This window comes from Bacillus sp. JJ1532 (assembly GCF_036965085.1).
In the GTDB taxonomy this organism is placed as follows: Bacteria; Bacillota; Bacilli; order Bacillales; family Cytobacillaceae; genus Cytobacillus.
On sequence record NZ_JBALOW010000002.1, the window covers coordinates 148,995 to 174,558 of the forward strand.

The 25,564-nt window shown below is 37.5% G+C and carries 24 protein-coding genes; 15 read left to right on the forward strand and 9 right to left on the reverse strand.

Translation table 11 applies throughout. The annotated features are described in order from the left end of the window. Positions 1-162 precede the first annotated feature (162 nt). Together V7122_RS01095 and V7122_RS01100 are read right to left on the reverse strand one after the other, a co-directional pair. Positions 163-1,536 carry a sigma-54-dependent transcriptional regulator gene (locus tag V7122_RS01095; protein ID WP_335525526.1) on the reverse strand — a complete coding sequence of 458 codons (1,374 nt, stop codon included), beginning with the start codon at positions 1,534-1,536 and terminating at the stop codon, positions 163-165. Further along, the gene (locus tag V7122_RS01100; protein WP_335525528.1) at positions 1,511-3,478 is read right to left on the reverse strand and encodes a transporter substrate-binding domain-containing protein; all 1,968 of its coding nucleotides are present in this window, start codon (positions 3,476-3,478) and stop codon (positions 1,511-1,513) included. Before V7122_RS01100 ends, V7122_RS01095 begins: the two co-directional genes overlap by 26 nt. A gap of 755 nt (positions 3,479-4,233) precedes the next feature. Here V7122_RS01100 and V7122_RS01105 point away from each other — a divergent pair. Next, positions 4,234-4,926 (forward strand): FadR/GntR family transcriptional regulator, encoded by a 693-nt coding sequence (locus V7122_RS01105; RefSeq protein WP_335525530.1) that lies wholly within the window; start codon positions 4,234-4,236, stop codon positions 4,924-4,926. A 49-nt stretch (positions 4,927-4,975) separates the two neighbouring features. Here V7122_RS01105 and V7122_RS01110 read toward each other — a convergent pair whose 3' ends face one another. The 3 genes from V7122_RS01110 to V7122_RS01120 form a co-directional block, all read right to left on the reverse strand. Next, the gene (locus V7122_RS01110) at positions 4,976-6,046 is read right to left on the reverse strand and encodes an Ldh family oxidoreductase (protein WP_335525532.1); all 1,071 of its coding nucleotides are present in this window, start codon (positions 6,044-6,046) and stop codon (positions 4,976-4,978) included. A gap of 98 nt (positions 6,047-6,144) precedes the next feature. Beyond that, positions 6,145-7,302 carry a UxaA family hydrolase gene (locus tag V7122_RS01115; protein WP_335525535.1) on the reverse strand — a complete coding sequence of 386 codons (1,158 nt, stop codon included), beginning with the start codon at positions 7,300-7,302 and terminating at the stop codon, positions 6,145-6,147. A 2-nt stretch (positions 7,303-7,304) separates the two neighbouring features. Beyond that, a complete protein-coding gene (locus tag V7122_RS01120) occupies positions 7,305-7,643 on the reverse strand; it encodes a UxaA family hydrolase (RefSeq protein ID WP_335525536.1) in 339 nt (112 codons plus the stop codon). A 523-nt stretch (positions 7,644-8,166) separates the two neighbouring features. Here V7122_RS01120 and V7122_RS01125 point away from each other — a divergent pair. From V7122_RS01125 to V7122_RS01155, 7 genes are all read left to right on the forward strand, one after another. Further along, the gene (locus tag V7122_RS01125; RefSeq protein ID WP_335525538.1) at positions 8,167-8,889 is read left to right on the forward strand and encodes a succinate dehydrogenase/fumarate reductase iron-sulfur subunit; all 723 of its coding nucleotides are present in this window, start codon (positions 8,167-8,169) and stop codon (positions 8,887-8,889) included. A 30-nt stretch (positions 8,890-8,919) separates the two neighbouring features. Then, positions 8,920-9,294 (forward strand): hypothetical protein, encoded by a 375-nt coding sequence (locus tag V7122_RS01130; protein WP_335525539.1) that lies wholly within the window; start codon positions 8,920-8,922, stop codon positions 9,292-9,294. 39 nt (positions 9,295-9,333) lie between these two features. Further along, entirely contained in the window at positions 9,334-11,079 is a 1,746-nt protein-coding gene (locus tag V7122_RS01135) for an FAD-binding protein (protein ID WP_335525540.1), read from the forward strand. A 20-nt stretch (positions 11,080-11,099) separates the two neighbouring features. Beyond that, the gene (locus V7122_RS01140; protein ID WP_335354247.1) at positions 11,100-12,023 is read left to right on the forward strand and encodes a fumarate hydratase; all 924 of its coding nucleotides are present in this window, start codon (positions 11,100-11,102) and stop codon (positions 12,021-12,023) included. 183 nt (positions 12,024-12,206) lie between these two features. Then, complete coding sequence (locus V7122_RS01145) at positions 12,207-13,253, forward strand: YeiH family protein (RefSeq protein ID WP_335354246.1); 1,047 nt, start codon at positions 12,207-12,209, stop codon at positions 13,251-13,253. A 71-nt stretch (positions 13,254-13,324) separates the two neighbouring features. Beyond that, entirely contained in the window at positions 13,325-13,921 is a 597-nt protein-coding gene (locus tag V7122_RS01150) for a fumarate hydratase C-terminal domain-containing protein (RefSeq protein WP_335354245.1), read from the forward strand. 105 nt (positions 13,922-14,026) lie between these two features. Then, complete coding sequence (locus V7122_RS01155; protein ID WP_335525541.1) at positions 14,027-14,758, forward strand: sulfite exporter TauE/SafE family protein; 732 nt, start codon at positions 14,027-14,029, stop codon at positions 14,756-14,758. An 80-nt stretch (positions 14,759-14,838) separates the two neighbouring features. Here V7122_RS01155 and V7122_RS01160 read toward each other — a convergent pair whose 3' ends face one another. Continuing rightward, positions 14,839-15,609 carry a sulfite exporter TauE/SafE family protein gene (locus V7122_RS01160; RefSeq protein WP_335354243.1) on the reverse strand — a complete coding sequence of 257 codons (771 nt, stop codon included), beginning with the start codon at positions 15,607-15,609 and terminating at the stop codon, positions 14,839-14,841. Between the two features lie 677 nt (positions 15,610-16,286). On the opposite strand from V7122_RS01160, the gene V7122_RS01165 reads away from it, so the two are divergent. Together V7122_RS01165 and V7122_RS01170 are read left to right on the forward strand one after the other, a co-directional pair. Then, positions 16,287-17,543, forward strand: coding sequence for a dicarboxylate/amino acid:cation symporter (locus V7122_RS01165; protein WP_335525542.1), 1,257 nt, complete (start codon positions 16,287-16,289; stop codon positions 17,541-17,543). Positions 17,544-17,564: 21 nt separating this feature from the next. Beyond that, on the forward strand, positions 17,565-17,777 hold the full coding sequence (locus V7122_RS01170; RefSeq protein WP_335353407.1) for a hypothetical protein: 213 nt from the start codon (positions 17,565-17,567) through the stop codon (positions 17,775-17,777). A 195-nt stretch (positions 17,778-17,972) separates the two neighbouring features. Here V7122_RS01170 and V7122_RS01175 read toward each other — a convergent pair whose 3' ends face one another. Both V7122_RS01175 and V7122_RS01180 read right to left on the reverse strand, forming a co-directional pair. Continuing rightward, positions 17,973-19,583 carry a thiamine pyrophosphate-binding protein gene (locus tag V7122_RS01175; protein ID WP_335525543.1) on the reverse strand — a complete coding sequence of 537 codons (1,611 nt, stop codon included), beginning with the start codon at positions 19,581-19,583 and terminating at the stop codon, positions 17,973-17,975. A gap of 411 nt (positions 19,584-19,994) precedes the next feature. Then, positions 19,995-20,534, reverse strand: a complete 540-nt coding sequence (locus V7122_RS01180) for a histidine phosphatase family protein (RefSeq protein WP_335525544.1) — start codon at positions 20,532-20,534, stop codon at positions 19,995-19,997. A 216-nt stretch (positions 20,535-20,750) separates the two neighbouring features. On the opposite strand from V7122_RS01180, the gene V7122_RS01185 reads away from it, so the two are divergent. The 5 genes from V7122_RS01185 to V7122_RS01205 all read left to right on the forward strand — a co-directional run bounded on the left by V7122_RS01185 (position 20,751) and on the right by V7122_RS01205 (position 24,792). Then, complete coding sequence (locus V7122_RS01185) at positions 20,751-21,746, forward strand: aliphatic sulfonate ABC transporter substrate-binding protein (protein WP_335525545.1); 996 nt, start codon at positions 20,751-20,753, stop codon at positions 21,744-21,746. A 38-nt stretch (positions 21,747-21,784) separates the two neighbouring features. Next, the gene (locus tag V7122_RS01190) at positions 21,785-22,552 is read left to right on the forward strand and encodes an ABC transporter permease subunit (RefSeq protein WP_335525546.1); all 768 of its coding nucleotides are present in this window, start codon (positions 21,785-21,787) and stop codon (positions 22,550-22,552) included. Between the two features lie 19 nt (positions 22,553-22,571). After that, positions 22,572-23,339, forward strand: coding sequence for an ATP-binding cassette domain-containing protein (locus V7122_RS01195; RefSeq protein WP_335525547.1), 768 nt, complete (start codon positions 22,572-22,574; stop codon positions 23,337-23,339). Positions 23,340-23,656: 317 nt separating this feature from the next. After that, on the forward strand, positions 23,657-24,097 hold the full coding sequence (locus tag V7122_RS01200; RefSeq protein ID WP_335525548.1) for a GNAT family N-acetyltransferase: 441 nt from the start codon (positions 23,657-23,659) through the stop codon (positions 24,095-24,097). 428 nt (positions 24,098-24,525) lie between these two features. Beyond that, positions 24,526-24,792, forward strand: a complete 267-nt coding sequence (locus V7122_RS01205) for a hypothetical protein (protein WP_335525549.1) — start codon at positions 24,526-24,528, stop codon at positions 24,790-24,792. A gap of 99 nt (positions 24,793-24,891) precedes the next feature. On the opposite strand, the gene lepB is transcribed toward V7122_RS01205, so the two are convergent. Next, a complete protein-coding gene (gene lepB, locus V7122_RS01210) occupies positions 24,892-25,422 on the reverse strand; it encodes a signal peptidase I (RefSeq protein WP_335525550.1) in 531 nt (176 codons plus the stop codon). Positions 25,423-25,564 lie beyond the last annotated feature (142 nt).

The window sequence follows — 25,564 nt, forward strand, 5'->3', positions numbered from 1 at the left end:
TAGATTAACGGGCTGTAAGACCCCCACTTCAAGAAGTTGAGTAAAACAAAAAATTTCTAAGTGGGGGATCAACAGCCCGTAAAGGCCCGATTGGTTCAACTAACAATCAGTGGGGGATGAAGGAAAACCCCCACTGATTGAAGTTTCACTTTATTTATTAAGCTATTTTTCAATATCATATAGTTTAATTTTGTCCCGGAGACTTCTTTCAGAAATTTGTAATGTCTGGGCCGTCCTTTGACGGTGTTTTCCGGAATGTTTTAGCGTTTCGGAAATCACCTTTTTTTCAATTTCCTTCATTGTTAGACCGATAGGAATGACGATATTTTTTTCGCAATCATTAGAAATACCTCCATCCCCTTTCTTTTGCTCAAGAATGGAATGGGGCAAATCCCCCTCATTAATGACTGAATTCAAAGAGAGCGCTACTGAGTATTCAATGATATTACCAAGCTCCCGCACATTTCCCGGATAGTGATAGTCTAGTAAAAGCCTGCGGGCAGCTGCAGAAAAAGATCTATTTTCTCTGTTCATTTCCTTACAATACTTTTGCAAAAAATAATCAATTAGCAGCGGCAAATCCTCTTTTCTTTCTCTTAGCGGCGGTGTATTAATAGGAATAACGTTCAATCTGAAATACAAATCCTCTCGGAAATTCCCTTCTTTGACCATTTGTTCAAGATTTTTATTAGCAGCACATAAAATACGAACATCTAATGGGATCTTCTTATTAGAACCTAGAGGTGTCACTTCACGCTCCTGAATGACACGCAATAATTTAGCTTGAAGCGGTAGGGGCATCTCACTAATTTCATCAAGAAAAAGAGTTCCTCCATTTGCTGCGACCCATTTCCCTTCCTTTGGCTGTGTTGCCCCTGTAAAAGCTCCCTTTTCATAACCGAACAATTCAGATTCAAGCAAGTTTTCCGGAATGGCTGCACAATTCAAAATTTCTAATGGGCCATCCTTACGCTTCCCTGAATAATGAATCCTTTTTGCTACAAGTTCTTTCCCCGTTCCGCTTTCTCCCGTAATCAAGACGCAAGAGTCGATATCTTTAATGCGATCGATCATCGAAAATACATATTTCATAGCCGTACTATTTCCTAAGAAGTCTTTAAGTTCCTTCCTTTCTTCTAGCTCTTCATGAAGTGTTTCTAGCTTAGTAGACATTTGATTAAACTCAGTGGCCCTTAATAATAGCGATAATAGATTTTCGATATTAATTGGTTTTTCAATATAATAATAGGCACCCATTTTGATTGCTTCAATGGATGTTTCAATTGATGCATAAGCGGTCATCATGATGACCGTCACTCTTGGGGCTCTTTGTTTAATTTTTTGCAGAACGTCCATCCCATTGTAACGCCCAATTCGCAGATCTAGCAGTATAATATCCACTGATTCTTTTTCCGCCATGAGTATGCCTCTCTCCGGATCCGTTGTGGTCATAACGGAATAATCATCTTCAAGAGCAAAGCTAAGTGAAGTACAAATGGCTTGTTCATCGTCAATTACCAGTACTCTTGGCTTCATTCTGAATCTCCTCCTTTTGATATAAAGGCAATACAACTGTGAATACCGTTCCTCTATTAGGAATACTGTTAACTTGAATATCTCCATTATTCTCTTTTATTAAATTGTAGGATAAGGTCAACCCCAATCCGACTCCTTTTCCCTTTGTAGTAAAAAATGGTTCATAAATACGGTTTAGGTCCTCTTGCTCCATTCCTTTACCTGTATCCCTAATGATGATTCTCCCCTTCTCGACATCCTCTTTCTCCATTATGATTTTTATTTTCTTCACTTCTGTTTCTTCTACTGCTTGAATGGCATTTAATAATAGATTAAGAAGGACTTGGCGAATTTGCTGAGGATCAATGTTAAAAACAAGGTCGGGTTCCATGCATTGTTCAAATTCAATCTGATTTTCATTCATGGTTACTTGTAATATAGCTAGTAAGGATGTCAACTCGAGGGCGGTGCAGGGTTGAATATTAGGTAAACTAGGACGAGCATAATCAATTAAGTCTGTCACAATTCTATCTAGTCTGTTCACTTCCTCTGGTAAATGCTCCATAAGTACCTTTTGAAATTTCGGTTGATTGTATTTCCTTGGGATCAGATCTATGAAGGTTTTAATGGACGTTAATGGGTTCCGAATTTCATGAGCTACACCAGCTACTAACTGGCCAAGGGCGTGGAGCTTCTCCTGTGTAATTAGCTTTTGTTCGAGTTTCTTTTTTTCTGTTTCATCGCTCATTGAGAGCAAAAAGCCTGCCTGGTTTTCAAGTGAGTTAAACATCTTATTTAGAGAATAATAGATTACCTTGCGTTCCCCATTATCATTTATTTCAATAAAGCGATTAAATTCAAGGCTTTCTTGCTGTAAAGCTTGTCCAAAACGATAATGCTCAAAAAGCTTCAAAAAAATGGGAGAATGCTGAAGGTTGAACTTTGTATGGGCGGGAAGCTCGAGAATTTCCAATGCCCGCTTATTACAGCTCGTTATCTTAAAATCAATATCGAAAGCAACGATGCCCGTGTCTATATTATTTAAAATTTGTTCTTTAAATGCATAGCTATCAGCAGTTCGTTGCCGTTGTTTTTGTAAGTCTTCATTTAATAGCTGGAGATCTTTTGTTTGAATATTCACTGCTTCTTTTAACCGTTGATTCCAAATATAGATGACACTGAGGATGAATGCACCAATCAATAGAAATATAGATAATAAGAAGATAAAATGTTCTAAACGAGCAATTTTAGCTCCGGTTTCCGGTCTAACCCATTCATCAATTAATTTACCTACTTCTCCCTTAGCCATTAATTTTGTAAGCGTTTGATTAATGATTATTAGCAGATCCTCATTCCCTTCCTTCACAGCTATAGCATAATCTGCTGGATTAATGACTTCATCAAGAATAAGGTAATTTTCCTCTTGATCAAGCTCTTTTAAAAAGAAGGAAGCCGTAAATTTATTCCCAATAAAAACTTCAGCTCGGTCATTTAGAAGCATCAAAAGACCCGAGTAGTGATTTGTCACCAAAGTAAGATTCGTATTCCTTAAATTTAATATCGTGCTAAGAACAGGGGTATTATCTTGCAGAGCAATATGCAAGTCCCTAATATCCTCGATACTTTTAACTTTATCCCAACTTTTCATAGGGATAATTAAAGAATCTGACATCGTAAAGAAGGGTTGAGTAAAATCAAATACTTTATCCTTTTCGGTGCTATATGTTAGCCCTGCAATCGCGTCTACTTCACCATTAATTAATGCCTGTTCCGCTTCATGAATCTCCATCGGTATGTATTCAAAAGTAAGCCCATTTTCATCTGCGATTTTTTCTACTAATTCAATATTTATTCCAGTCAATGACCCTTGTTGATCTATATAAGAAAAAGGAGGAAGAGCCCATTCCCCGGCGATTTTATATGTTTTCTCTTCAGCAAATACTAAACGCTGTGATAATGACATAAATAAAAGGAGACTAAATATAAAATAAAAGAACCTGACTTGTTTTTGGATAACGCCACCTCCTACTAGGGAATGTTTGAAAAATTTGAATATTAATATAATAATATGGAAATCTGTGTATGATAGCAAGCTTCTCTTACTTATATAGAATTTTTTCCAACCAAATAGGAACACTTCTATTCTGAAAGATAGTAGAAAAAACACAAAACACGCCATTTACGAATGATGTGTTTTGGGTTTATATATTTTCCATTTCCTTGAGGCTCCCATTTATGCGAAAACGAGCAGATATTTAAAAGACCCGTATAGTGATCTTGCGAGTGCGGTGGATGACTTGCCAATGTTTTGGTATAATAACCCACAAGTATAAATAAGTAATCAATATCCTATGGAAGAGAAGTTGATTCGTTCTTTTCTTAGTTTCGGCATCATTTGTAGTTGATAATTTTTTTTACTACACAACAATAATGTATTACTTTTCCTTAGTTTAATAATTTTGTTGATTAGTTCATTTTAAAATGGTTTAATTATAGTAAGGAATATTGGTTGGGTCACCCAGTCTATATAACCCAGCAAATAAAATGGAACAATACGTTAAGTTCAATTGAAAACGCTTTCAGCTTGTCCAATAGGATAAAATGAAATTTTTCCTTCAAGGTAATTACTTCTATATATAATGTTTTAATAACATGTTTGAGCCATTGAAATATTTTTATATAAATACAAAATAGCTATGATAGGGGGTTGAAAAGTAGATGCAACTTAATAGAAAAGGAGTTTCTGAACAAGTCGCTGATAGTATTAAAAAAAGGATTCAAGCAGGGGTTTATAAGGTTGGAGATAAAATTCCTGGCGAAAGAGATATGGGGATTGAGCTTTCTGTAAGCAGAAATACAGTAAGGGAAGCTTATAAAATACTTGAGGCCTATGGCTATCTCACTGTTAAACATGGAATAGGGGTATTTGTGGCATCACCTGAACATCAAATTCAAAAGATGACTGAAGCCTTTTTTGTCTCATCTGATCAAATCAAAGACTTTTTTGCTGTTCGAAAAATTCTTGAAGAATGGACTGTAAAATGGGCTATTGAAAATTCTTGTGACGATCAATTTAATGAATTAGAACAAATTGTTAATGAAGCAAATGAAATATTAAATGGCGAAATTGATTATAACCGCCTTGCCGAATTAGATCATAAATTTCATATGACATTAGCTAATAATTCAAAAAATGAAGTGCTCATGAGAATCATGAATTTTTTAATTGATTTACTATCAGAGTCTCGCAACAAATCTATTCAAATCCCTGGCCGTGTCAAACAATCTGTTCAGGAACATTCAAAAATATTACAAGCAATAAAACAAAAAAATACTACGGTCGCACAACAATTAATGAAAGACCATTTAGAAAGTGTACAGCATTCAATCAACACCGCCTCCCCTAAATAAAATAAAAGGCTGTTCTGATTTAATCACTAATCACACAGCCTTCCTTAGACTATTGAGTATTTTCTAGGGCTATAGGTGTTGGAAACCCTACGTTAAACTTAGTGCCTAATTCGATTAATTCCTCTTCTACGTTTGTTGATAATTGAATTCCTTCTGAAAGCCGTTGCTCCTTCTCTCTCTTTCTTCTTTCCCCTGGATATCTAATTTCCGTTGTTCCAGGTACTTTCGGAACTGCCTTCATCTCCCCTAAAAGAGTTTCGAGTGACTTAAAAAAGAGGGTTATATCCATAAACTTCGCAATATCCAACAAAATAAAAAAGTGCCCCACATTTGCCTGTCCTATTTCTTTATCATCATACAGATTTTTCACATGTGGCCCGAAGGCAGCACCTGAAAGGACTCCAGTCAAAATTTCCACAGCTAAAGCTAAAGCTGCTCCCTTCGCTCCACCTAAAGGCAGAACAGATCCCTTTAAAGCAGCTACAGGATCATTTGTTGGAAGACCGTGTTCGTCAATCGCCCACCCATCAGGGATACGATCCCCCTGTTTGGCAGCTAAAATAATCTTTCCTCTTGCTACAATACTAGTCGATAAATCAATGATTACAGGTTGGTCATTTCCAGTCGGAAATCCAAATGCAATCGGATTAGTTCCGAAAAAAGCATGTTTCCCCCCCCAAGGCGCAATTCCAGGAGGTGAATTTGTAAATCCAATGCAAGCAAGGTCTTGTTCACATGCCAGCTGGCAAAAGTAGGAGGCAGTTCCAAAATGATTGCTATTTTTAACGGCTATTGCTGTAATGCCCGTTTCTTTCGTCACTTCAATCCCTTTTTGAATGGCTTGATAACTGACAACATGCCCTAGTCCATTATCCCCGTCAACTAATAAAACAGAGGGGGTTTTCATATTTATTTGGATGTTTGGATTCAGATTGATCCTCCCATCGCTGATGCGTTTAGAATAGATAGGCAGTCTACTAATTCCATGACTATCAACACCTTCTAAATTTGCTGATAGCAACGCCTCTGCAACTACTGCAGCATTCTCTTTATTCATCCCCATACTTACTAATACATCGTCACAAAATCCTTTAAGATCAGCATTACTGTAAGTATTCATACGTTAGCCCCTTTAAATTTAGTCAATGGTTTTGTACTAAAAGTTTCTGGTCAAAAAAGCACTCTCCCTACGCATAATGTGTAGGGAGAGGGGAGAGATTAGGCACTGCGATATAATTTTGTCATAACAAACTCTCTATGCCCTAGTGCCTCTGCACTTGTAAGTCGGCCATTGACAGTACGAGCAATCATTTCCATTAACTGATCCTCAGCTTCTTCTAATGAAATCTGACGAGCTAGTAATCCCTGGACGTCAACATCAATATGCTCACTCATAGTGCCAGCCGTAATAGGGTTTGCCGTGATTTTAACGACAGGTTCAATCGGATTGCCGATGATATTTCCTTGTCCTGTAGGGAACAAGTGTAATACAGCACCAGCCGCTGCCATCAAGGTGATACACTCCGCTGCTGCAGAAGATGTATCCATAAAATATAGCCCCTCACCATTTGAAGGTTTTTCAGCAGGTTCTAATACACCAATGACTTGCTTCGTTCCTGTTTTTGCAATATTACCAAGAGCTTTTTCTTCAATTGTTGAAAGACCTCCGGCAATATTTCCTTGTGTAGGTTGTGATCCTAATAAATCAACGCCTTTTGATTCAATCTCTCCTACATAATCGTTATAGATTGCCATGAATTTTTCTTCCAGCTCTGGAGTAGCCATTCGATTCTTAATCAAATGTTCTCCTCCTGTTAGCTCTGATGTTTCACCAAAGAACACTGTCGCTCCTGCATCAACTAAGCGGTCAACAGCTTGAGATACAGTTGGGCAGGAACCTAAACCAGTTGTTGTATCAGATTCCCCGCATTTTATACTAACTGTTAAATCTTTTAATTCGATTGGCTCTCTTTGTAGTTCTGTCGCCCATTGAACATACTCTTTAGCTTTCCAAGATGCCGCCCGAATAGTTTCTAAATCCCCATTTCCTTCAATAGAGAAGTAGGATACTGGTTTACCAGTTTCAGCGATACCATCCGCAATCTTCTTTGACCAATTTTCCTCGATACCAATTACTACTACAGCAGCTACGTTCGGGTTGGAGCCAGTTCCAATCATTGTTCTAAAATGTAAATCTAAATCTGGTCCATATTGAAGTCTCCCATAAGCATGAGGAAGAGCCAATGTTCCTTGAACTTGTTTCGCAACTGCTTCACAAGCCGCATTTGAAATGTCGTCAACAGGCAATATAATTACATGATTTCGAATTCCAACCTTACCATTTTCTCTACGATATCCAAAAAGTTGTTGTCCCATTTTTACCACCTCGCCGTTTTAATATTTTGTGTGTGAACATAATCGCCAATTGTCCATTCTTCTGTCGTTATACCGATTTGAACGCCATATTTTAAGACAGGCTCACCTTTTTCTAGATTGACTAAAGAAATTTTGTGGCCTAAAGGAATATCCCCTTTAGCTGTTACTAACACATCTGAATTATCATCCATATAAATGCCGACTACCTGCTCTCCCTCTTTAATCGGGCTAGTAGCAACACCTACATGATCACCTCTATGATGGATTAGGAACTTATGAGTGCTTACAGGCTTTGTTTCCTGCTTTTCCGTAAGAGTACTTGATTGACCATTGTTTCCCATTTAAAAGCCTCCTTATATTGGCGTGGTGACCCAACCAATTTATTTATGATTTTATTAAAACACCAAATTCTTTAATAGTCAATAGAAAATATTTAATTTTCTAAAAATTATAAATTGAGTATCATATACACCTATAGAGGGAATCCCTTTTAAAACCTTTTCTACTTCTTTAGCCACTAATAAAGAATTTCTTATCTGTGATCCATTCGTCGGGCCAGCAATCCGGTATAGTGACCCAACCTCGTTATTCTAATTTTAACATCACACTCAAAAAATGACTAATTATTATGGATACTTTAAAATTTTACATTTCCTTATTTATTTGAAATAATATTAGTCAAAATATTTTAAAAACATTGAATAATAACCTAAATAGTGATTTAATAAATTTATATTGGTTGGGTCACTATGCCATGATTCCGGAGGCTGGGGAGAATTTCAATGGTTCTATCCATATCACTGATCAAAAGGAGGATAGAAGAAGTAAGTTCTTAATTTGCCACACAAATTGGGGGTACTGATTATGAAGGATGTTGAAGTAACAGTTATGCGGTTTGATCCACAAACTGATGATGAGCCTAAGTATGAATCATTTCAAATTGAAGCCAAAAAAAATATGACGGTATTGGATAGCTTGTTTTTAATCGTCGAGGATCAGGATCCTAGTTTATCTTTCCGGTGTGCATGCCGACTGGGAATGTGCGGTTCCTGCGGGATGGTCATTAATGGGCGAGGCCGTTTAGCATGCCGAACTAAAATTGAACATTTAGGGGATAAAATATTAGTTCAACCTATGAGAAACATGGACGTAATAAAAGATTTAGCCGTCAATATGGATACATTCTTTCAAAATTGGGAGAAGGTAAAACCTTATTTTGTTCCAAAAGAAGATACGGATGAGTTCGCTATTATTCCTCCATCATCAGGAAGACGAGAAATCATAGATGAAAATCAAGATTGTATTACTTGCGGATTGTGTTTTCAATCCTGTAATACAGTTTCACTTAGAGGTGTCGATGAGTTTATCGGTCCAGCCGCCTTAAATCGAGCTTACAATTTGATTGCAGATGAAAGAGATGGAGCTAGAGAGGAAAGGCTAGACATGGTGGTAGAAACAGATGGGGCATTTGGCTGCCGTTCATTTAGTGCTTGTGTAGAAGTTTGTCCAAAAGGAATTAAACCAATGGCTACAATCCAAAAAATCAAAACGAAACAATTGAAAAGGGCTATTGGTTTGAAGTGGTAATTAAACATAACGAATGGAGATGGTTGGGGAATGGCTTCAACTAGTTTACAAACAAGTAAAAATGTTCAAGAAGTAAGGGTGAAACAACGTCCTTTTGTTGGCTATATTGCCTGGTTAGTTCAAAGAGTTACTGCATTGATCCTATTATTCTGTTTACCATTAAAAATTTATAGTGGTTATGCAATGGTCGGAAAACTTCCAGGTATCGGAATTTTCTCTGCCTTACACTTAAACGCCTTTTTAGATGCTCTTTTAATATTTGCTTTAATTTTCCATGCCTTATACGGTTTTAGGGTGATCCTAATCGATTTCGGTATTGTAAAAGATAATCGAAGTGTGTTTACTATTTTTACCGTTATTGGTGCGGTTTTCTGTGCCTTCATGTTTTACGTCATTGTGTCCTAGTAACATATTATTATATAAATTTTCACTAAAACAAAGTAGGTGAACTCGTTGGAACACGTAGAGACAGATATTCTAATCTTGGGAAGTGGCGGTGCTGGTTTATTTGCAGCTCATCATGCAGCTGATCAGGATCCCAATACAAAAATTATCGTTTCAGCAAAAGGTTTAATAGGGAAAAGCGGGTGTACCCGTATGGTACAAGGCGGTTATAATGTTGTACTTCATCCCGATGATTCATTTGAAAAGCATTTTAAGGATACGATCAAAGGCGGGGGCGGAATCAATGATCAGGAGCTGGCATGGACGCTAGTAAATGATGCGCCTAAAAGAATAAGAGAGTTAGAAACAAAAATGGGCGTCTTTTTTGATAGAAATGAAGATGGAACGATTCACCAAAAACCCTTTGCTGGTCAAACATTCGACCGGACTGTTCACAAGGGAGACCTAACAGGAATTGAAATTATTTCTCGGATGCGTGATCAGCTTTATGCTAAACCAAACGTCACCGCGTGGGATGAAGTAAGGGCTATTGATATATTATTTGATGAAGAAAAAAACAGAGTAGCTGGGTGTTTAATGCTCAATATGAGAACCGGCGAATTTATTGTCGTTCACTGTAAAGCTGTTATTGTTGGGACGGGCGGTGCCGCCACCATGTACAAGATTGCAACACCTAGCCTTGAGAAATCGGGAGATGGAATGGCTATGTGTTACCGAGCTGGAACAGAGTTTTTGGATATGGAAATGATGCAATTCCATCCAACAGGACTGCTTGCCGAGAATTCACGGTTAAATGGTGGAGTTCTGGAAGAAGGCCTTCGCGGAGCTGGGGGCTACTTAATCAATTCTCTTGGAGAAAGATTTATGAAAAATTACGATCCGGAACGTATGGAGCGCTCTACAAGAGATCGGGTTTCAAGAGCAGCCTATATGGAAATTATGGAAGGTCGCGGAACTCCGTTGGGTGGAGTATATGTGGATGTATCCCATCTTGGGAAAGAAAATGTACGGCGAATGTTCCCTGGCATGGTAGAACGATGCCGGGATGTTGGTAGGGATTTAAGCACGGAGCCAGTAGAGATCTCCCCAGCAGCCCACTTTCATATGGGAGGGGTAAGGATAACGAACAACTGTGAATCGAATATTGCCGGATTATTTGTGGCTGGAGAGGATGCAGGTGGAGTACACGGAGCAAACCGCCTAGGCGGAAATGGCGTTTGTGACTCAACTGTATTTGGTGCCAGAGCAGGCGATGCGGCCGTTTCCTATATTCATACCATCGGCACTCATGGAAAAATATCGGATGCCCAAGTTCAATCCTTTATTGACGATATTGTAAAGCCTTTTAGTAATGTGGAAGGAGAAAATCCTTTTTATATTCGTAATGATTTGAAAAACTTAATGTGGGAAAAAGTTGGTTTGGTCCGAAATGGGACAGATCTAGAGATTGCTTTAAGCGAACTTAGAGTATTAGAAAATCGAATTGAGCGTGTATCCGTTAAAGGTTCACGACACTATAATCTAACATGGCAAGAATTCTTAAATGTTCGAAATCTGGTAACGATAGCCAAGATGGTTACGGCTAGTGCCCTAATGCGTACTGAAAGCAGAGGCTCTCACTACAGAGAGGATTATCAGGAAAGCAATGATGAACAATGGCTAAGCAATATATTTGTGACCAAGGGTGAAGACGGAGAACCCCGCTATCATGTAGAAAAAACTAAACAAACCCGTATCGATGTGGCAAGAATTGAAGGATATAAGATCGAAGTGGCTTCCAAATAACAAGAAAAGGAGTGTTTTCTATGACAGTTACCGATTATACTGCCGATTATAAGCATGTGTGGGAAGTGGACAAAGATTTTTATAAAAGAGTCGAGGAATCCTGCAAAACTCTTTATATTGAATCCCTTAAGGATTTACCGCCTGATGTTAGAACTGCCTTAGAAAGAGCTTACGAAAATGAAGAATTAGAAAGTGGTAAAGAGATTCTAGCAACACTCATCAAAACTGTTTCCACAGCAGATGATCAAAAATTATTAATCTGCCAAGACACAGGAATTCCTGTATACTTTGTAAAAGTAGGAAATCAAGTGCGGTTTGATGGTCTAAGACTAGAGCAGGCAATTAGAAAAGGAACGGAACGGGCAACGCTGGAGCATCCATTAAGAAGCAGTATTGTAAACACATTAACAAGAAAAAACCATGGCACTTCTACCGGAAACCAAGTCCCTATTATTCACTATGAATTTGTGGAAGGCGATCAAATTGAAATTTTAATTGTTCCTAAGGGATCGGGTTCTGAAAACATGAGTTATTTAAAAATGTTAACGCCCGCCGCCGGTATTGAAGGGATTAAAAAATACGTCTTAGAGTGTGTGTTTGAATCTGGCGCCAATCCATGTCCTCCTACAATCGTGGGAATTGGAATCGGTGGAACTGCAGACAAATGTGCTGCACTTGCAAAAAAAGCTGCGGCACGTGAAGTTGGTTCTCCTAATCCGGATCCGAATGTACGGAAACTAGAGGAGGAACTGTTTACGCTAATAAATAAATTGGGATTGGGTGCACAAGGCTTAGGAGGAAGTACGACAGCATTAGCAGTCCACATTGAAGCAGCAGATACGCATATGACATGTAACCCTGTAGCTGTCAATATGATGTGTTGGCCTGCACGAAGAATGAGAGCTACCTTCACTCTAGGGGAAGATCCTAGAATTTCATTTTAATAAGTCTTCCCAAAAAGTTATCTTAATAATTTTACCTAATGGTTCATTTGATTTTTTAAAAAGTCACCAATTTAGGCTCAATTTCATCCCCAAATTAGGGAGATGAAATTGAGTAAAAGAAAACCTTATTCCTTTCATCCACAGATATTACTGATAGTCACTATTTAAGTTGGAGGTTTTCAAATGAGTAGCGAGCTTCAATTAGAAAAATCCGCAGTCCCGAATTCGAAAATACCATTTATAAAGTCAAAAAGTCTTCCAGGTATTGGTTTAACATTTGTTATTGGGATAATCGCCCATTCTTTAGGAAAGGATTTTCCCCTGATCGGCGGGGCTGTCATTGCCATTGTTATCGGAGTCCTCATGAGACAGTTTCTTGTGGTTCCCGAGGAATTTTATCCTGGAATCGGCTATACTCTTAAAAAGTTATTAAAACTGGCCATTATTCTTCTTGGCTTTAGTTTTAGTTTTTCTGAAATCTTCCAACTTGGAATGAATACGCTAATTATCGTATTAGTTGCAGTCATCCTTGGTATCGGCCTAACCTATTTCATCGGAAGGTTATTTAAACTCAAAGGAAATATTCCTTTGCTCATTAGTTTAGGGACTGGAATATGCGGGGCCACAGCAATTGCCACTACAGGGCCAATCCTTAAAGCAAAAGATGAGGACATTGTCTATGCAGTTAACACAATTTTTGCCTTTAATGTATTAGCTGTCTTAATCTATCCAATTATTGGCCATTTGCTTTCCATGCCAGATAGTATGTTCGGGGCATGGGCAGGTACAGCAATTCATGACACCTCTTCTGTTGTCGCAGCTGGTTATAGCTACAGTACAGAAGCTGGAGATGCATCCGTGGTTATTAAATTGATTAGAACATTAATGCTAGTGCCAGTTGCTGTCCTATTATCAATTTTTATTTCTATTAAAAACAAAACGGCGAATTCCGATCAAAATAAAGTAAAAATGAGTAAAGTCTTTCCTTTCTTTATATTATTTTTTGCTGGAGCTGCTGCAATAAATACGTTTTTCCCTTTGCCAACCAGCTTTGTCGAGCCCACTACTTTCATCGCTAAATTCGTCATTTTAATGGTCATGGCCAGTGTAGGTTTAGGAACTGATTTAAAAAAGATTAAATCTGTAGGGATACGCCCCTTAATGGTTGGTTTAATTTCATCCATTATCATGGGAGCTATCAGCTTACTCCTAATTATTATCCTTTTTTAATAATTTTATAGAATAATCGTTTAGTTGCCTTTAGGATTGCACGGTTTAATAAATCCAATTGGAGGGGTACTATGGCACATTATAGATTAAAAGCTCCGTTGACAGATGAAGATATTAAGAAATTATATGCAGGGGATACAGTCACTTTAGATGGGATCATTTTCGGAATCCGTGATGCAAATCTAATTCGCCTTTTTGATAAGAAGGTGGAACTGCCAGCTGACCTTGTTCCACAATTACAAGGATCAATCGGTCTCCATACGGCCCCGGGAGTCAGAAAATTAGATGACGGTACCTATGAAAAGGTGAGCATTGGCACGACTACAAGCTATCGTATGGATCGTTTTACTAGGGGATTAATGCAAGATTATGGCATGAAAGTCATTATTGGAAAAGGAGGACTCCTCGAGGATGGGAGTCAGGCATGTGTTGATTTTAATGGCTGTTATTTCTCTATCCTTGGGGGATCGGCAGCATTGGAGACGACACAAGTAGAAGCCATTGAAGATGTATGGTGGGAAGATCTGATGCCTGAAGCCATATGGAAGTTCAGGGTAAAGGATTTTGGGCCTTTAATTGTCTCTATTGATTCTCATGGGAACAATAAATACAAGGATATTAAGGAAATTGCAAGAGCAAATCTAGATAATATATTAAATCAAATTTAGACATGGAGAAATGAACGGATCAAGGCAAAAATCCTATTTTGAATAGGATTCTTGCCTTTTACTTCTAGGTTTTTACAGTTTGATAAATAATAAGGGGGGCATTTTATGGAGGAAGGTTGGATATTCCTATTCCTGATTGTCCTAATATCTTCTTTGCTGCAAACAAGTACGGGCTACGGCTTTTCAGTTGTGAGTACACCGTTTTTGTTCTTGATCTATCCCGTGCATACGGCGATTCAAATTAGTATTATTCTTTCCCTTTGTCTTTCCATATTTATGATCTTTAAAATAGGAAAAGAAATCGATAAAGCCCTGTTAATACGTTTAATAAAAGGAAGTAGTGTAGGTGCTCTCTTAGGAATTCCGATTTATCTTTATTTGGATGTCACCCTGCTAAAGATCATCGTGGGTGTACTGATTCTGATTTTCACGGTTCTTCTTATTTTAAAATTAACCATCAAGCAAACAAAGAAAATGGACATCTTGACTGGTGGAATATCTGGCCTCCTAACGACAAGCATGGGAATACCCGGTCCACCTCTGTTGCTTTATTTTTCTGGGAGTGCAATGGATAAAGATAGCTTTCGGAATATTCCATTAGTCTACAATCTCTTTGTCTATCTCATTAGCTTAATATTGCAAATCATATTTAGCGGTACGAGTTCAGTCGCTTGGACTTCTTCCCTTATTTCCATTCCTGCGCTTTTTTTAGGTATATTGCTGGGGCAGTTCTTTTTTAAGAAGGTCAGTCAGGGCACATTTCGATTGATTTCCTATCTGATTCTACTATTTACAGGCGGCTATTTGATTATCATGAACTTCTTTAACGTTACTTAAGGGAAATTATCCATACTTTAATAAAAAGCAAAAAACGTGCAGCTCTTTGAACTGTACGTTTTTATTTTCTTCTTTTTTGCTCAAGAATAAATATCAAAGAAAAGCTTTATACTTACAAGCAGAATTAAGTACGCCGCAATTCTCTTTAATGTTATTGAATTTAGTTTTTTTGTTATACGTCCGCCAATTTGGGCACCAGCGATTCCCCCTATAATCAGCATAAACGCATAACCTATAGGAATGGAGCTGATACTCAGTTTAGTAATCAAACTCCCCGCTGCTAAAAGAAAGCAAATAAGTAGACTGGAACCTATTGCATTTTTTATAGGAATCTTGAAAACAAAAATCATAAGTGGAACAAAAATAAATCCCGCCGCAATTCCTACTAATCCCCCTGAAATCCCTATCATAAAACAGGCCAGTACAGTTAGAATGGTTGAAAAAATGGTAAAGTTAAACGGCTCCGATTCCTCATTTGATTTATAGGGGATTTGCATTACAATGGCAGCCGTTACAGCCAGAAAAGCAAAGATGGTACGTAAAAGAAAGTCAGAGGAATAGGAAGCTAATAGAACCCCTATCATACCGCCAATAAACGCTGGAATTCCCATGATTAAGACTATTTTCCGTTCGACAAGTTTGTTCCGTATATAATAAAATCCACCAGAAAGCGTTGAAAAAAAAGTTTGCATAATAGAAAAGCCAGCTATCGTGTGCATCGGGAACGTTTTACCTGTCAACAAAGGAAAAACAAACATTAGCATAAAGACTACAATAATTCCTCCCCCAATTGATAACAAGCCCGTAATCATTCCAGATAAAAAACCAATTAACAACATAGTTACATACATGTTTGAACTCCCTTAATTTAATTCTTGGTTAATCCTTAAACTCATCTAGGTTTGAGCTACATAAAATACGATATTATTCATCCTGGCAATAACAATAAGATCAGATCCTAATAATCATTAAAAATCACAGGTTTCAAACTAAAATTATAATTTGGTTATTTTTAATCAATACAAATTGCCGAACAGGCGGAAAAATCTCTTTAGAAATAGATTGATTTGATAATTGCGTTCATCAAACGTTAATAACCCAATGACCCAACCAATAATTTCATTTAATCACAATTTTAATGAAAATTCAATATTTTCTTAACACTATATATGCTATTTTTTATATACAAACAACATTTCACCTCTATGATTATAATCAAAGTGTATTGATACTTTATGCTCAAAAAACGGATAATATATTGATTTTTTTGAAAATTTAAATATAATTAATAAAAGAAGGGTGGCTGGGTGTCTAGGCCACTGAGATTTGTAAAGGTTTACATTAAAATCGAGGAGGTTTTATTCTAACTTCAAAAATAAAAGAATTGAATGTGTACAGGATTGAAGAAAGTTCAGGAGTACTTTTTTTATGTATTTAGGTAAGGGCCATTGAATTTACAAAACCATTAAAAACGGGGTAATCAGACATAGTTTATAACCTTCTTTATCCTCGTAAAGGAGAGGTTTCTATGACAAGAAAAAAAAATGATCAAAATTTTTTTAAAAGGGTTCCATATCCGTTTTGGGTTTTCAGTACTCTAGCAATTGGATTTTCACTTGGTTTATTTGTACCTGACAATCCCGTGGTACATGGTCTTGCTCTAAGCGGGCAGTATTTTCCTAAAGGCATCGTAACATTTGCTACAGCTATTATCTTTTTTTTACTATCCGGAGCAGCAGTAAAGTTAATTATGGTTCATAAAGATAAGGCTGGCCAATTGTTTGGTAGAATCTTTGCGTCATACCTGGTTTTAGGATTAGTAGCTGTAGGATATGCTGCACTATTTATTTTTTTAGTTGCAGGTCTGGATTTTACCACAGAAGGTGCGGAAGTAGCAGGATTCTCTACATTTATAATGAGTATATTAGGTACATTTAAAACAATTATCACCCAGCAACCATTATTGCAGATTTTAATTGCCTCCGTACTAGTTGGATGGATAGTCGCGACTAACAAAAAATTTGAGCCAATTGCAAGAAATATTATGGTTATTAGCGATTATATTTTAAAAGCATTTAAGTGGCTACTTTGGTATTATCCAATTATGATTGGATGTTTAGCAATTAACATTCCGTTAAAGTTTGGGACTGAAGGAGTTGCCTATTATGGTAAAACCGTCCTTTGGGTATTTATGTTAGCTACAACATGGACACTCCTGATCATTGTATTGACAAAGATTATCTCCAAAAGAACATGGAAACAAATATGGAAATATTACTTTACAGTTTATTCAACAGGTTTTGGGACCGGGGGGTCTTATGATACACTGGCGGTTAACATTATTTCAGCTGAAAGAGATTTAGAATTAAAACCAGAATTCGCTGAGACATCCGTTGTGTTTGGCACAGTATTAAATAAAAGTACTTCTACAATGGCTGTATTAATTGTGACTGTAACGACCTGTGCTATGATGGATATCCCACTTTCCTTATCTGAAATTTTATTATTAGTGTTACCTATGTGGATTTTGGGCTTAGAATCACCGGGCGTTCCCGGGGGGGCGGGATTTTTCATGTCTCCTGTTATAGCTACCATTCTACAAGTGCCAGATCCAACGTTATTTATCACAACCTTTATTACCATGTACTCTGGCTTTATCCCTATGATTTGTACTGCAGTCAATACGACAGATGATGGTCTAATTGGAGCAATGGTACAAGATCGATTTGCACCTATGAATACAGTACCTACTCTATCTATAAATCAATCTAGAAAGTCATCCTAATTTCAAAGGGGGAATAATAAAATGAAGGTTTTAGGTTATATTCTTTTTGCAATCGGAATTTGGATGATGGTCTCCCCTCAAGCAACACTTGGACTAAAAGAGCTTAAATGGATGGCAGATTATGCATTTCCAGGGGAGGCTCTTATAGGAAGCGTAGTAGTTGCAGGTTCTTTAATGTTCTTTAGTAACCCTAAATCTAAACATGTTAAACATAATAAAAGATTTAATAGCTAACAATAGAAATAGCCCAATTTCTTCGTATTAAAAGGGAGAAATTGGACTTTTTTCGTTATTACAGAAAAGGGCACTATTTTGGAATAATTATATAAATTACACTCTATTAAACTGCGTCACGTGTTTAATAGAGTTTGTGAGAGCTTCTCTTTTTGGAATCTTGTCCTCTAGGATCATGGATGGAATATAATAACCTTACATTTGATCATGGTATTCACTAGGATTAATTCTGGCTTCAATTAAAGTAAATCGTTCACTCTGCTGTGAGATTTTAACAGCCTCACGTAATTCATTAACATTCTCTACAACCACACCTATACCGCCATAGGCTTTTGCCAATTGATCATAGGCAGGAGCGATAAATTCGACTCCCGTACTTTCATAACCCATTCGCTGCTGCTTTAAACGAATTAAACTCAACATATTATCCCGGAAAACAACGAGTGTAACTGGAAGTTGATATTGATTTAAAAGGGCCAATTCTCCCGTAATCATATCTAATCCAGCATCCCCCATAAAGGCAACTACTTGTCGGTCAGGATGCGTAAGCTGAGCCCCGATGGCTGCTGGCAGGGCATATGCCATTGTCCCTAACCCATTGGATTGCAAAAGTTCCTTTGGATGATAACATTCCCATACGTGGTTTAGCATAATTCGATGGCTGCCTGTATCCACAATGGCAATAGCATCCTCTGGCATTAGTTTCCTTGTTTCAGACACCACATCATAAGGGCTAAGTCCGACTGCCTCTTTCGGTTTCACTCTATCTTTAATGGCGTCCTTGTAAGCAAACAGTTCTTCATCCGACCATTTACTTTGTACTGTTTGCTGTGCTTCATTCAATTTAATAAAGAACCTGCCAATTTCGCCAACATACTCCATATCCACTGGGATCAATTGATATTGGTTAGGAATCGTATCGACATTGATTGTTTTGGTCTCCCAAGATAGATTCCAATCGCTCCGTAATTCAATAGGATCAAATCCTACCGTCAAAATCAGGTCAGCATGTTCCCGCAATAATTGAAAATGCTGATTATCCACCGAAGGGCTTAGCCCTGTCCCCCCGAAACTAATCGCATCATATTCGGGAATGACCCCCTTTGCCTTATACGTTGTGATTACCGGAATACGCCATTTTTCACAAAACTCCCTGATGCTTGATGCCTCTTCCTTTCGAATGTTTACCCCGGCAAGAAGAACGGGTCTTTTCGCCTCAACAAGACAGTTCATAAACGCATCCACCGCTTCCCTGGAGGGATCTACTGGAAATGCCACCTTCCGCTTTATAGATACATATTTCTGTTCCATCCCGGCAATGTTTGTAGGCACATTGATATGTACAGGTCCTGGCACTCCTGATGTGGAAATTTCAATAGCCTTCCAAATGGCCTGACTTGCTGAACCATTTACCAATGTTGTTGACCATTTGATAATCGGTTTGAGTATGTCTTGCTGCTCAAGGACCTGATGTGTGTATACACCCGTTAAATTAGTGCTTACCTCCCCTGTGATGACAATCATGGCGGAACGGTCCAAAAAGGCATTGGCTACCGGTGTGACCGTATTTGTTAGACCCGGTCCAAGAGTGGAAATCAGCACGCCTGGTTTGCCCGTTAATTGATAATAGGCATCCGCCATGAACCCGGCCCCCATCTCATGCTTTGATAAAATAAATTCAATTCCTACCTTCCGAAAAGCTTCCAGGATTTCAAGTACTTCCCCTCCAGGAATGCCGAATGCATAATCAATACCCACTTCTTTTAATGATTTAGCCAAAATCATGGCTGTTTTCTCCATAGCCATTGTCTCATCCCTTCATCTCGTTTATAATTTAATTCTTCTTCAAGGGTTTTAAAACCTTTACAACCATGCATAAATTACTCTGCGTATCGGAGGAAACTGGATCCCATTCTGTCTTCTTTTATTCGCTTTTTAACTTTAAAAACATGTTTTTCCGAAAATCTATAAGGGTTGGTGGATCGTACATCACTCTATTCAATACGAACAGTCGGTATCCATTCATTTTTCGTGTGTTAATGTGATAGCCGTTTTATTTTTTTGTTTAAGCAATTTTAAATAAGGAATATGGTTTAGGGATGTACCCGTACTTCCCTCTGTACCGCAAAATAAAGATAGCAGTCTTCTTAGCCACCAATAAGCCCCAATTAAGAAAAGGCTAAGGAGATTGGCGGAGCATAGTTTTTTTTTGCCCCTTTACTTCCATACCCGCTCAAACGTGACTTCGTTATTTTCATATTTCAAGAGAAATACATCAGGATTACTAAGATTTTTCCAATCCTCGAAGCCGAAATCGTTCTTATAATACTTTAAAAGCAAAGACATTAAATTCCCATGTGTCACAACGATCGTATTTTCTTTTTCACCGTTAAAAATTTCTTCTGCCACTTCAAGGATTCGTTCCGTTGCAGCTTGGCTAGACTCGCCGCCTTCAAATTCCAGTTCCATATTATCAAAGGTTGTTCTTAGTTTTTCTAGCCAATCAGGAAGATTCTTGGTGCTTAGTATACGCTCTGTCAATTTTCTATCAAGCTCAATCTCTATATTTAATCGCTTGGCAAGTGGTTCTATAGTTTCAATCGCACGCTTATATGGGCTTGAAATAATTCGATCGATTTTCATTTCGGAAAAAAACTCAGATAAATCTAACGCTTGTTTCAAACCATTAACTGTTAGTTTTGATTCAGGCGGCTGCCCTTCTGCTTCACAATGACGGATCAAATAAATTTTCTTCAATTAAACCACTCCAATTTCATATAGTTATTAAGCTTTCCGAAAAGCATCTATTACAAATTATTCGTTACCTTAAGTTGAACTCCTTTTTAAAATAGTCAAAAAAGGGTGTTGAATTTTCTAAATATATCCATTACAATACAATTTAACTCCACTAACCCGATAAAATTTATCGGATTAAACTAGTAAGTCACTAATTGATTAAAGGAGAGTATGAGAATGAGCACCAGAAAGAAAAACTTCAGCCTATTAGCGATTATTTTCGGATTATTGTTAATGTTAACCGCTTGTGGATCAGCAAGTACTGGGACAACAACAGGAGAAACCAAAGATCAAAACAGTGAGAAAACAGGCAAAGTCATTCGACTTGGATATCAAAAGGGCAATACCTTAAATATTTTAAAGGAAAGCGGATTTTTAGAGAAAAAACTTAAAGATGAGGGATATGAAATTGAGTGGAAAGAATTTAACGGTGGCGGCCCCTTATTAGAAGCTCTTTTTACAGGAAATATCGATTTCGGTCATGCATCAGACGGTTCTACCATTTTTGCACAGGCAGGAAATAAACCATTTGTTTATGTAGGAGCAGACCTGCCTAACCCAGAAGGAGTCGGCGTTCTCGTCCATAAAGATTCAGAAATAAAGTCAATCGCCGATTTAAAAGGGAAAAAGATTGGGGTAAATAAAGGCGGTAATCATCATTACTTAACCATTTTAGCATTAAAAGAAGCCGGGATTAGCCTTGATGATGTCGAATGGGTTTATTTATCTGATGCAGCTCAAGGGCGTACTGCGTTTGAAACAAAAAAATTAGATGCATTCGCAACTTATGATCCCTTCTTAGCCGGAACAGAAATTCAGCTAGATACAATCAACCTAACTGAAGAAATAGATTATGGGTATCCGAACAGAACCTTTTATGTTGCAAACATTAAATTTAATGAAGAACATCCTGAATTAGTTAATAAAATTATTGAAGCCGTTGATGAATCGGATGAGTGGGCCAATAAGAATAAGCCAGAGGTTGTTAAACTTGTATCTAAAATGTTAGGAATTGAGGAAGAAATCATTGATAGAGCTACCGCTCGCAGAGATTATGATGCCGAAAAGATTAATCAAGAAATCATTGATGCACAGCAAAAGCAAGCAGATGTTTATTATGAAATTGGGTTAATACCAGAAAAAATTGATGTAGCCCAAAATGTAGGTAAGTAGAGATCTGCTCGTGCTAATTTTGCGGAAAGGAAAATAACATGAAAGCAAAGTTATCAAAGAGTCTATTGCCATGGTTTATCCCGATTTTGGTTTTGATTGGATGGCATTTTTTCTCAAAGACTGGGATCGTCTCCACCCAGCTCGTGCCTTCCCCACTTACAGTTCTAACTAGCGCCTATAACTTAATTATTTCTGGAGAACTCTTCTACCATATGCAGGTCAGTTTAACACGGGCCCTTATTGGCTTATTGATCGGAGGAGGAATCGGTTTTGTATTAGGAATATCAAATGGATTATCTAATCTCACCTTTCAGTTAACCGATACTTCCTTACAAATGATCCGAAATATTCCTAATCTTGCTTTGGTCCCTCTTGTCATTCTTTGGTTTGGGATTGACGAAGGTGCAAAAATATTTCTCGTATCCATCGGGGTCATGTTTCCAGTCTATATCAATACTCTTCATGGAATCAGAAATCTGGATGCAGGATTGATTGAAATGGGAAGAATGTATGGTTTAAAAGGATGGGATTTATTTAAAAACGTATTGTTCCCGGGGGCCCTTCCATCTATTTTTGTAGGCTTGCGATACTCTCTCGGTGTCATGTGGCTAACATTAATCATTGCTGAAACGATTGCTACTACAAGAGGTGTTGGATATTTGGCCATGACAGCCCAACAGTTTATGCAATCAGATATTATCATCATTACGATTATTTTATATGCATTATTTGGAAAATTGGCAGATATGCTCGCTCGTTGGGGAGAAAGGAAGGCCCTCAGCTGGCATAAAAGCTATGTTCGTTAATGATTGGAGGGATTAAATAATGGCTATGCATGAGCCCGTAATTAGGGAGACTTTAAATAAGAATAATCATGCCGTTCATATAAGCTTGAAAAATATCGAAAAAAGTTTTGGAGAAAAAACAGTTTTAAATAATGTATCACTAGAAATTGAGGCGGGACAATTTGTTGCCATTGTCGGTAAAAGCGGCGGTGGCAAAAGTACGCTTCTGCGGCTGATTGCAGGGTTAGAGGAGCCTACATCAGGTCAAATTTATTTTAACGATACGCCTGTTAAAGAATCGAAGTCTAGTGCCACCATGATGTATCAGGATTCTCGCCTTCTGCCATGGAAAAGTGTGATAAATAATGTCGGTCTTGGATTAAAAGGAATTTGGAAAGAAAAAGCAGAACAAACTTTAGATGCTGTCAGGTTATTATCTTTCAAAGACGAATGGCCATCCACACTTTCCGGCGGTCAAAAGCAGCGGGTTGCACTTGCAAGAGCATTGGTGCATAAGCCCTCTCTATTATTACTAGATGAACCTTTAAGTGCCTTGGATGCGTTAACAAGAATGGAAATGCAAAATTTGATTGAAGACCTTTGGCTGAATCAAGGCTATACTTCCTTACTCGTAACACATGATGTTCGAGAAGCTGTAAAAATCGCTGATCGAATCCTCCTCATTGAGGATGGAGAAATCACGTTAGATATAAAAAATACTGCCCCGCGTCCAAGAGACTTTTCCGCTCCATCCTTAGCGAAATTGGAGAAGAAAATTATTGATCAGATCTTAAAAACGGAAATATAACGTCCCCTTGCCCCTTTGCCGTCAGGCTGCTAAAGTTGGTTGCCTAACCACCCATTAGTATGAAATTTGAGACGGCGAGGGAGTTTTTTTGCTCTAGTATTTTTTAAAACTTTAATAAAAATCCTTAATAAATATCCAAAAGGACGCAATCTTCCTCCCCTTATACCACATTCGTAGTTTTCAATAGTAGTTATTTTTAATCACTTTTCTATCTCCTCCACAACTCTTCCATGCAGTTCCCATTTAATAAGAAGCAGGATTACTAGATCGGTTAGAGAATTATTTATTTATAGTTTTAAAAAGATCGGAGGATAAAAATGTTAGAGGTTAGAAGAATTACGCCAGAGATGACTTATAGTACTAGACATACTGTTCTGCGTCCACATCAAACGATTGAGGACTGTAAATATGATACAGACCATGAACCTGGTGCGCTTCATGTTGGAGCATTTTCTCATGGCAGACTAATCAGTATTGCGTCCTTTTGTGTCGAAAGGAATCCTGATTTTTCTATGGAAATGCAATATCGCTTACGAGGAATGGCGACTTTAGATGAGTTTAGAAAGCTAGGAGCAGGGAGATTAATTGTTGCCCATGCCGAAAATTTAATAATTGCTCAGGGGTTTGACCTTTTATGGTGCAATGCCAGAACCTCTGTACAGTCGTATTATAATAGATTAGGCTTTAACATACATGGGGAAGTTTTTGATTATCCTCCTATTGGTCCGCATATTGTGATGTATAAAAAACTTGCATAAAAAACAGCGGTCAATCATCAAAGAGATTGGCCGCTGCTTCAATTCTAAATATATTGCTATTCTGCCTTCTACTCAACGTTTTGTTCTATCTGCTGTAATGTGCTAATACTATTAATTCCTTTTATATCTGGTGTCCATGTTGGAAAAACTAATTTGAATACAACCAATGAAAAAAAGAATATACCTACAACTATCAATTTTTTCTTTCTATTCAATTTAGGCTCCTTATATCTTTATTTACTTTTCTCTTAGATTTTTCTAAGTGTTATTTTAAGGCCAATCCCTTCAGCGACCTATCACGCCGGTTTTGCAAAATTCCCAAATGATTCATTTTTAATTTATGAATTCATAAATTATTTACTTTTGGAAAAACTGAATGTGGGAGTACTACAATTGACATTTGTGTTTTAACAAAAGGAGGAGCAGCAATGTCTAGTACAAATGATCTTTCTATACAAACGAAAATGGAAAATATTTTTCATAACACCTGTGGAACATGGCAAAATTGTACGGAGTCAACCATCCAATTATTCTTAGAACAATGCCTAGAGCAGAGTATAGATCCGCAATATTGTATGAGTTGGGTGGAGCAGCATAAATCAGAGATATCTGACTGGCAAGATGTTTCTAAAGTCTCTCTTGACTGGGTTAATGAGCATACTTCAACTGGATCCCCTGTTTCGTTTTCTGAATAGCAACTGGACCCGTTAGTGGAGAGAATTCCTAACTCTCCACTTCAGCCTATTAATAAAAAAGCGTTCCTACCTTTTGTAGAAACGCCCTGTATTAATACTTTATTTTGGTATACCAATTGCTTGAAATGGATAAAATCGAAACTTCACTTCTCCGATGATTGATTCGTATGGAATAAAGCCAATGTGCCTGCTATCCTTACTGTTCAAACGGTTATCGCCCATTACAAATAAAGAACCTTTAGGCACTTCTTGCAATTCAAAGTCGCCAGTCAGCTTATTAAATGGATTATCAGCTTTATTTTCCTTTAAATACGATTCTTCAAATGCTTTGCCATTAATGTAAAGGACGTCATCTTTCATCTCTATCCGGTCACCTGGAAGTCCTATTACTCTCTTAATATATTTTTTGCCTTCCACATCAGGGGCATTGAATACGATCACATCAAACCTTTGAATGCCAGACGTTTTACTTATTACAACCTTTTCTTGATCTAGAAAAGTAGGGGACATGGATTCTCCAAAAACAGTTGTAGGCGAGAATAAGAATTCCCTACATATAAAAGCAATTATGAGTGCAAATGCGAGTGATTTTATCCAAGAAAAGATTTCTTTTTTTGTATTTTCTTTCATCGTTTCGCTCCTTACATTAAACCTAGTTTTGTTCTTTAATTCGATTACCAAGTGTTCAATTTTTAGGTTCCCTTTATATTAATTCGTTATTATAGTATAAATTCCTTCCGGCAAATTCTTGATTAATATACCTAATAAAGGT

Coding starts and splice junctions, on each gene's coding strand:
- V7122_RS01095 (WP_335525526.1), bottom strand. CDS start 1,536: ATGAAGCCAAGAGTACTGGTAATTGACGATGAACAAGCCATTTGTACT.
- V7122_RS01100 (WP_335525528.1), bottom strand. CDS start 3,478: ATGTCATTATCACAGCGTTTAGTATTTGCTGAAGAGAAAACATATAAA.
- V7122_RS01105 (WP_335525530.1), top strand. CDS start 4,234: ATGCAACTTAATAGAAAAGGAGTTTCTGAACAAGTCGCTGATAGTATT.
- V7122_RS01110 (WP_335525532.1), bottom strand. CDS start 6,046: ATGAATACTTACAGTAATGCTGATCTTAAAGGATTTTGTGACGATGTA.
- V7122_RS01115 (WP_335525535.1), bottom strand. CDS start 7,302: ATGGGACAACAACTTTTTGGATATCGTAGAGAAAATGGTAAGGTTGGA.
- V7122_RS01120 (WP_335525536.1), bottom strand. CDS start 7,643: ATGGGAAACAATGGTCAATCAAGTACTCTTACGGAAAAGCAGGAAACA.
- V7122_RS01125 (WP_335525538.1), top strand. CDS start 8,167: ATGAAGGATGTTGAAGTAACAGTTATGCGGTTTGATCCACAAACTGAT.
- V7122_RS01130 (WP_335525539.1), top strand. CDS start 8,920: ATGGCTTCAACTAGTTTACAAACAAGTAAAAATGTTCAAGAAGTAAGG.
- V7122_RS01140 (WP_335354247.1), top strand. CDS start 11,100: ATGACAGTTACCGATTATACTGCCGATTATAAGCATGTGTGGGAAGTG.
- V7122_RS01145 (WP_335354246.1), top strand. CDS start 12,207: ATGAGTAGCGAGCTTCAATTAGAAAAATCCGCAGTCCCGAATTCGAAA.
- V7122_RS01150 (WP_335354245.1), top strand. CDS start 13,325: ATGGCACATTATAGATTAAAAGCTCCGTTGACAGATGAAGATATTAAG.
- V7122_RS01155 (WP_335525541.1), top strand. CDS start 14,027: ATGGAGGAAGGTTGGATATTCCTATTCCTGATTGTCCTAATATCTTCT.
- V7122_RS01160 (WP_335354243.1), bottom strand. CDS start 15,609: ATGTATGTAACTATGTTGTTAATTGGTTTTTTATCTGGAATGATTACG.
- V7122_RS01165 (WP_335525542.1), top strand. CDS start 16,287: ATGACAAGAAAAAAAAATGATCAAAATTTTTTTAAAAGGGTTCCATAT.
- V7122_RS01170 (WP_335353407.1), top strand. CDS start 17,565: ATGAAGGTTTTAGGTTATATTCTTTTTGCAATCGGAATTTGGATGATG.
- V7122_RS01175 (WP_335525543.1), bottom strand. CDS start 19,583: ATGGCTATGGAGAAAACAGCCATGATTTTGGCTAAATCATTAAAAGAA.
- V7122_RS01185 (WP_335525545.1), top strand. CDS start 20,751: ATGAGCACCAGAAAGAAAAACTTCAGCCTATTAGCGATTATTTTCGGA.
- V7122_RS01190 (WP_335525546.1), top strand. CDS start 21,785: ATGAAAGCAAAGTTATCAAAGAGTCTATTGCCATGGTTTATCCCGATT.
- V7122_RS01195 (WP_335525547.1), top strand. CDS start 22,572: ATGGCTATGCATGAGCCCGTAATTAGGGAGACTTTAAATAAGAATAAT.
- V7122_RS01200 (WP_335525548.1), top strand. CDS start 23,657: ATGTTAGAGGTTAGAAGAATTACGCCAGAGATGACTTATAGTACTAGA.
- V7122_RS01205 (WP_335525549.1), top strand. CDS start 24,526: ATGTCTAGTACAAATGATCTTTCTATACAAACGAAAATGGAAAATATT.
- lepB (WP_335525550.1), bottom strand. CDS start 25,422: ATGAAAGAAAATACAAAAAAAGAAATCTTTTCTTGGATAAAATCACTC.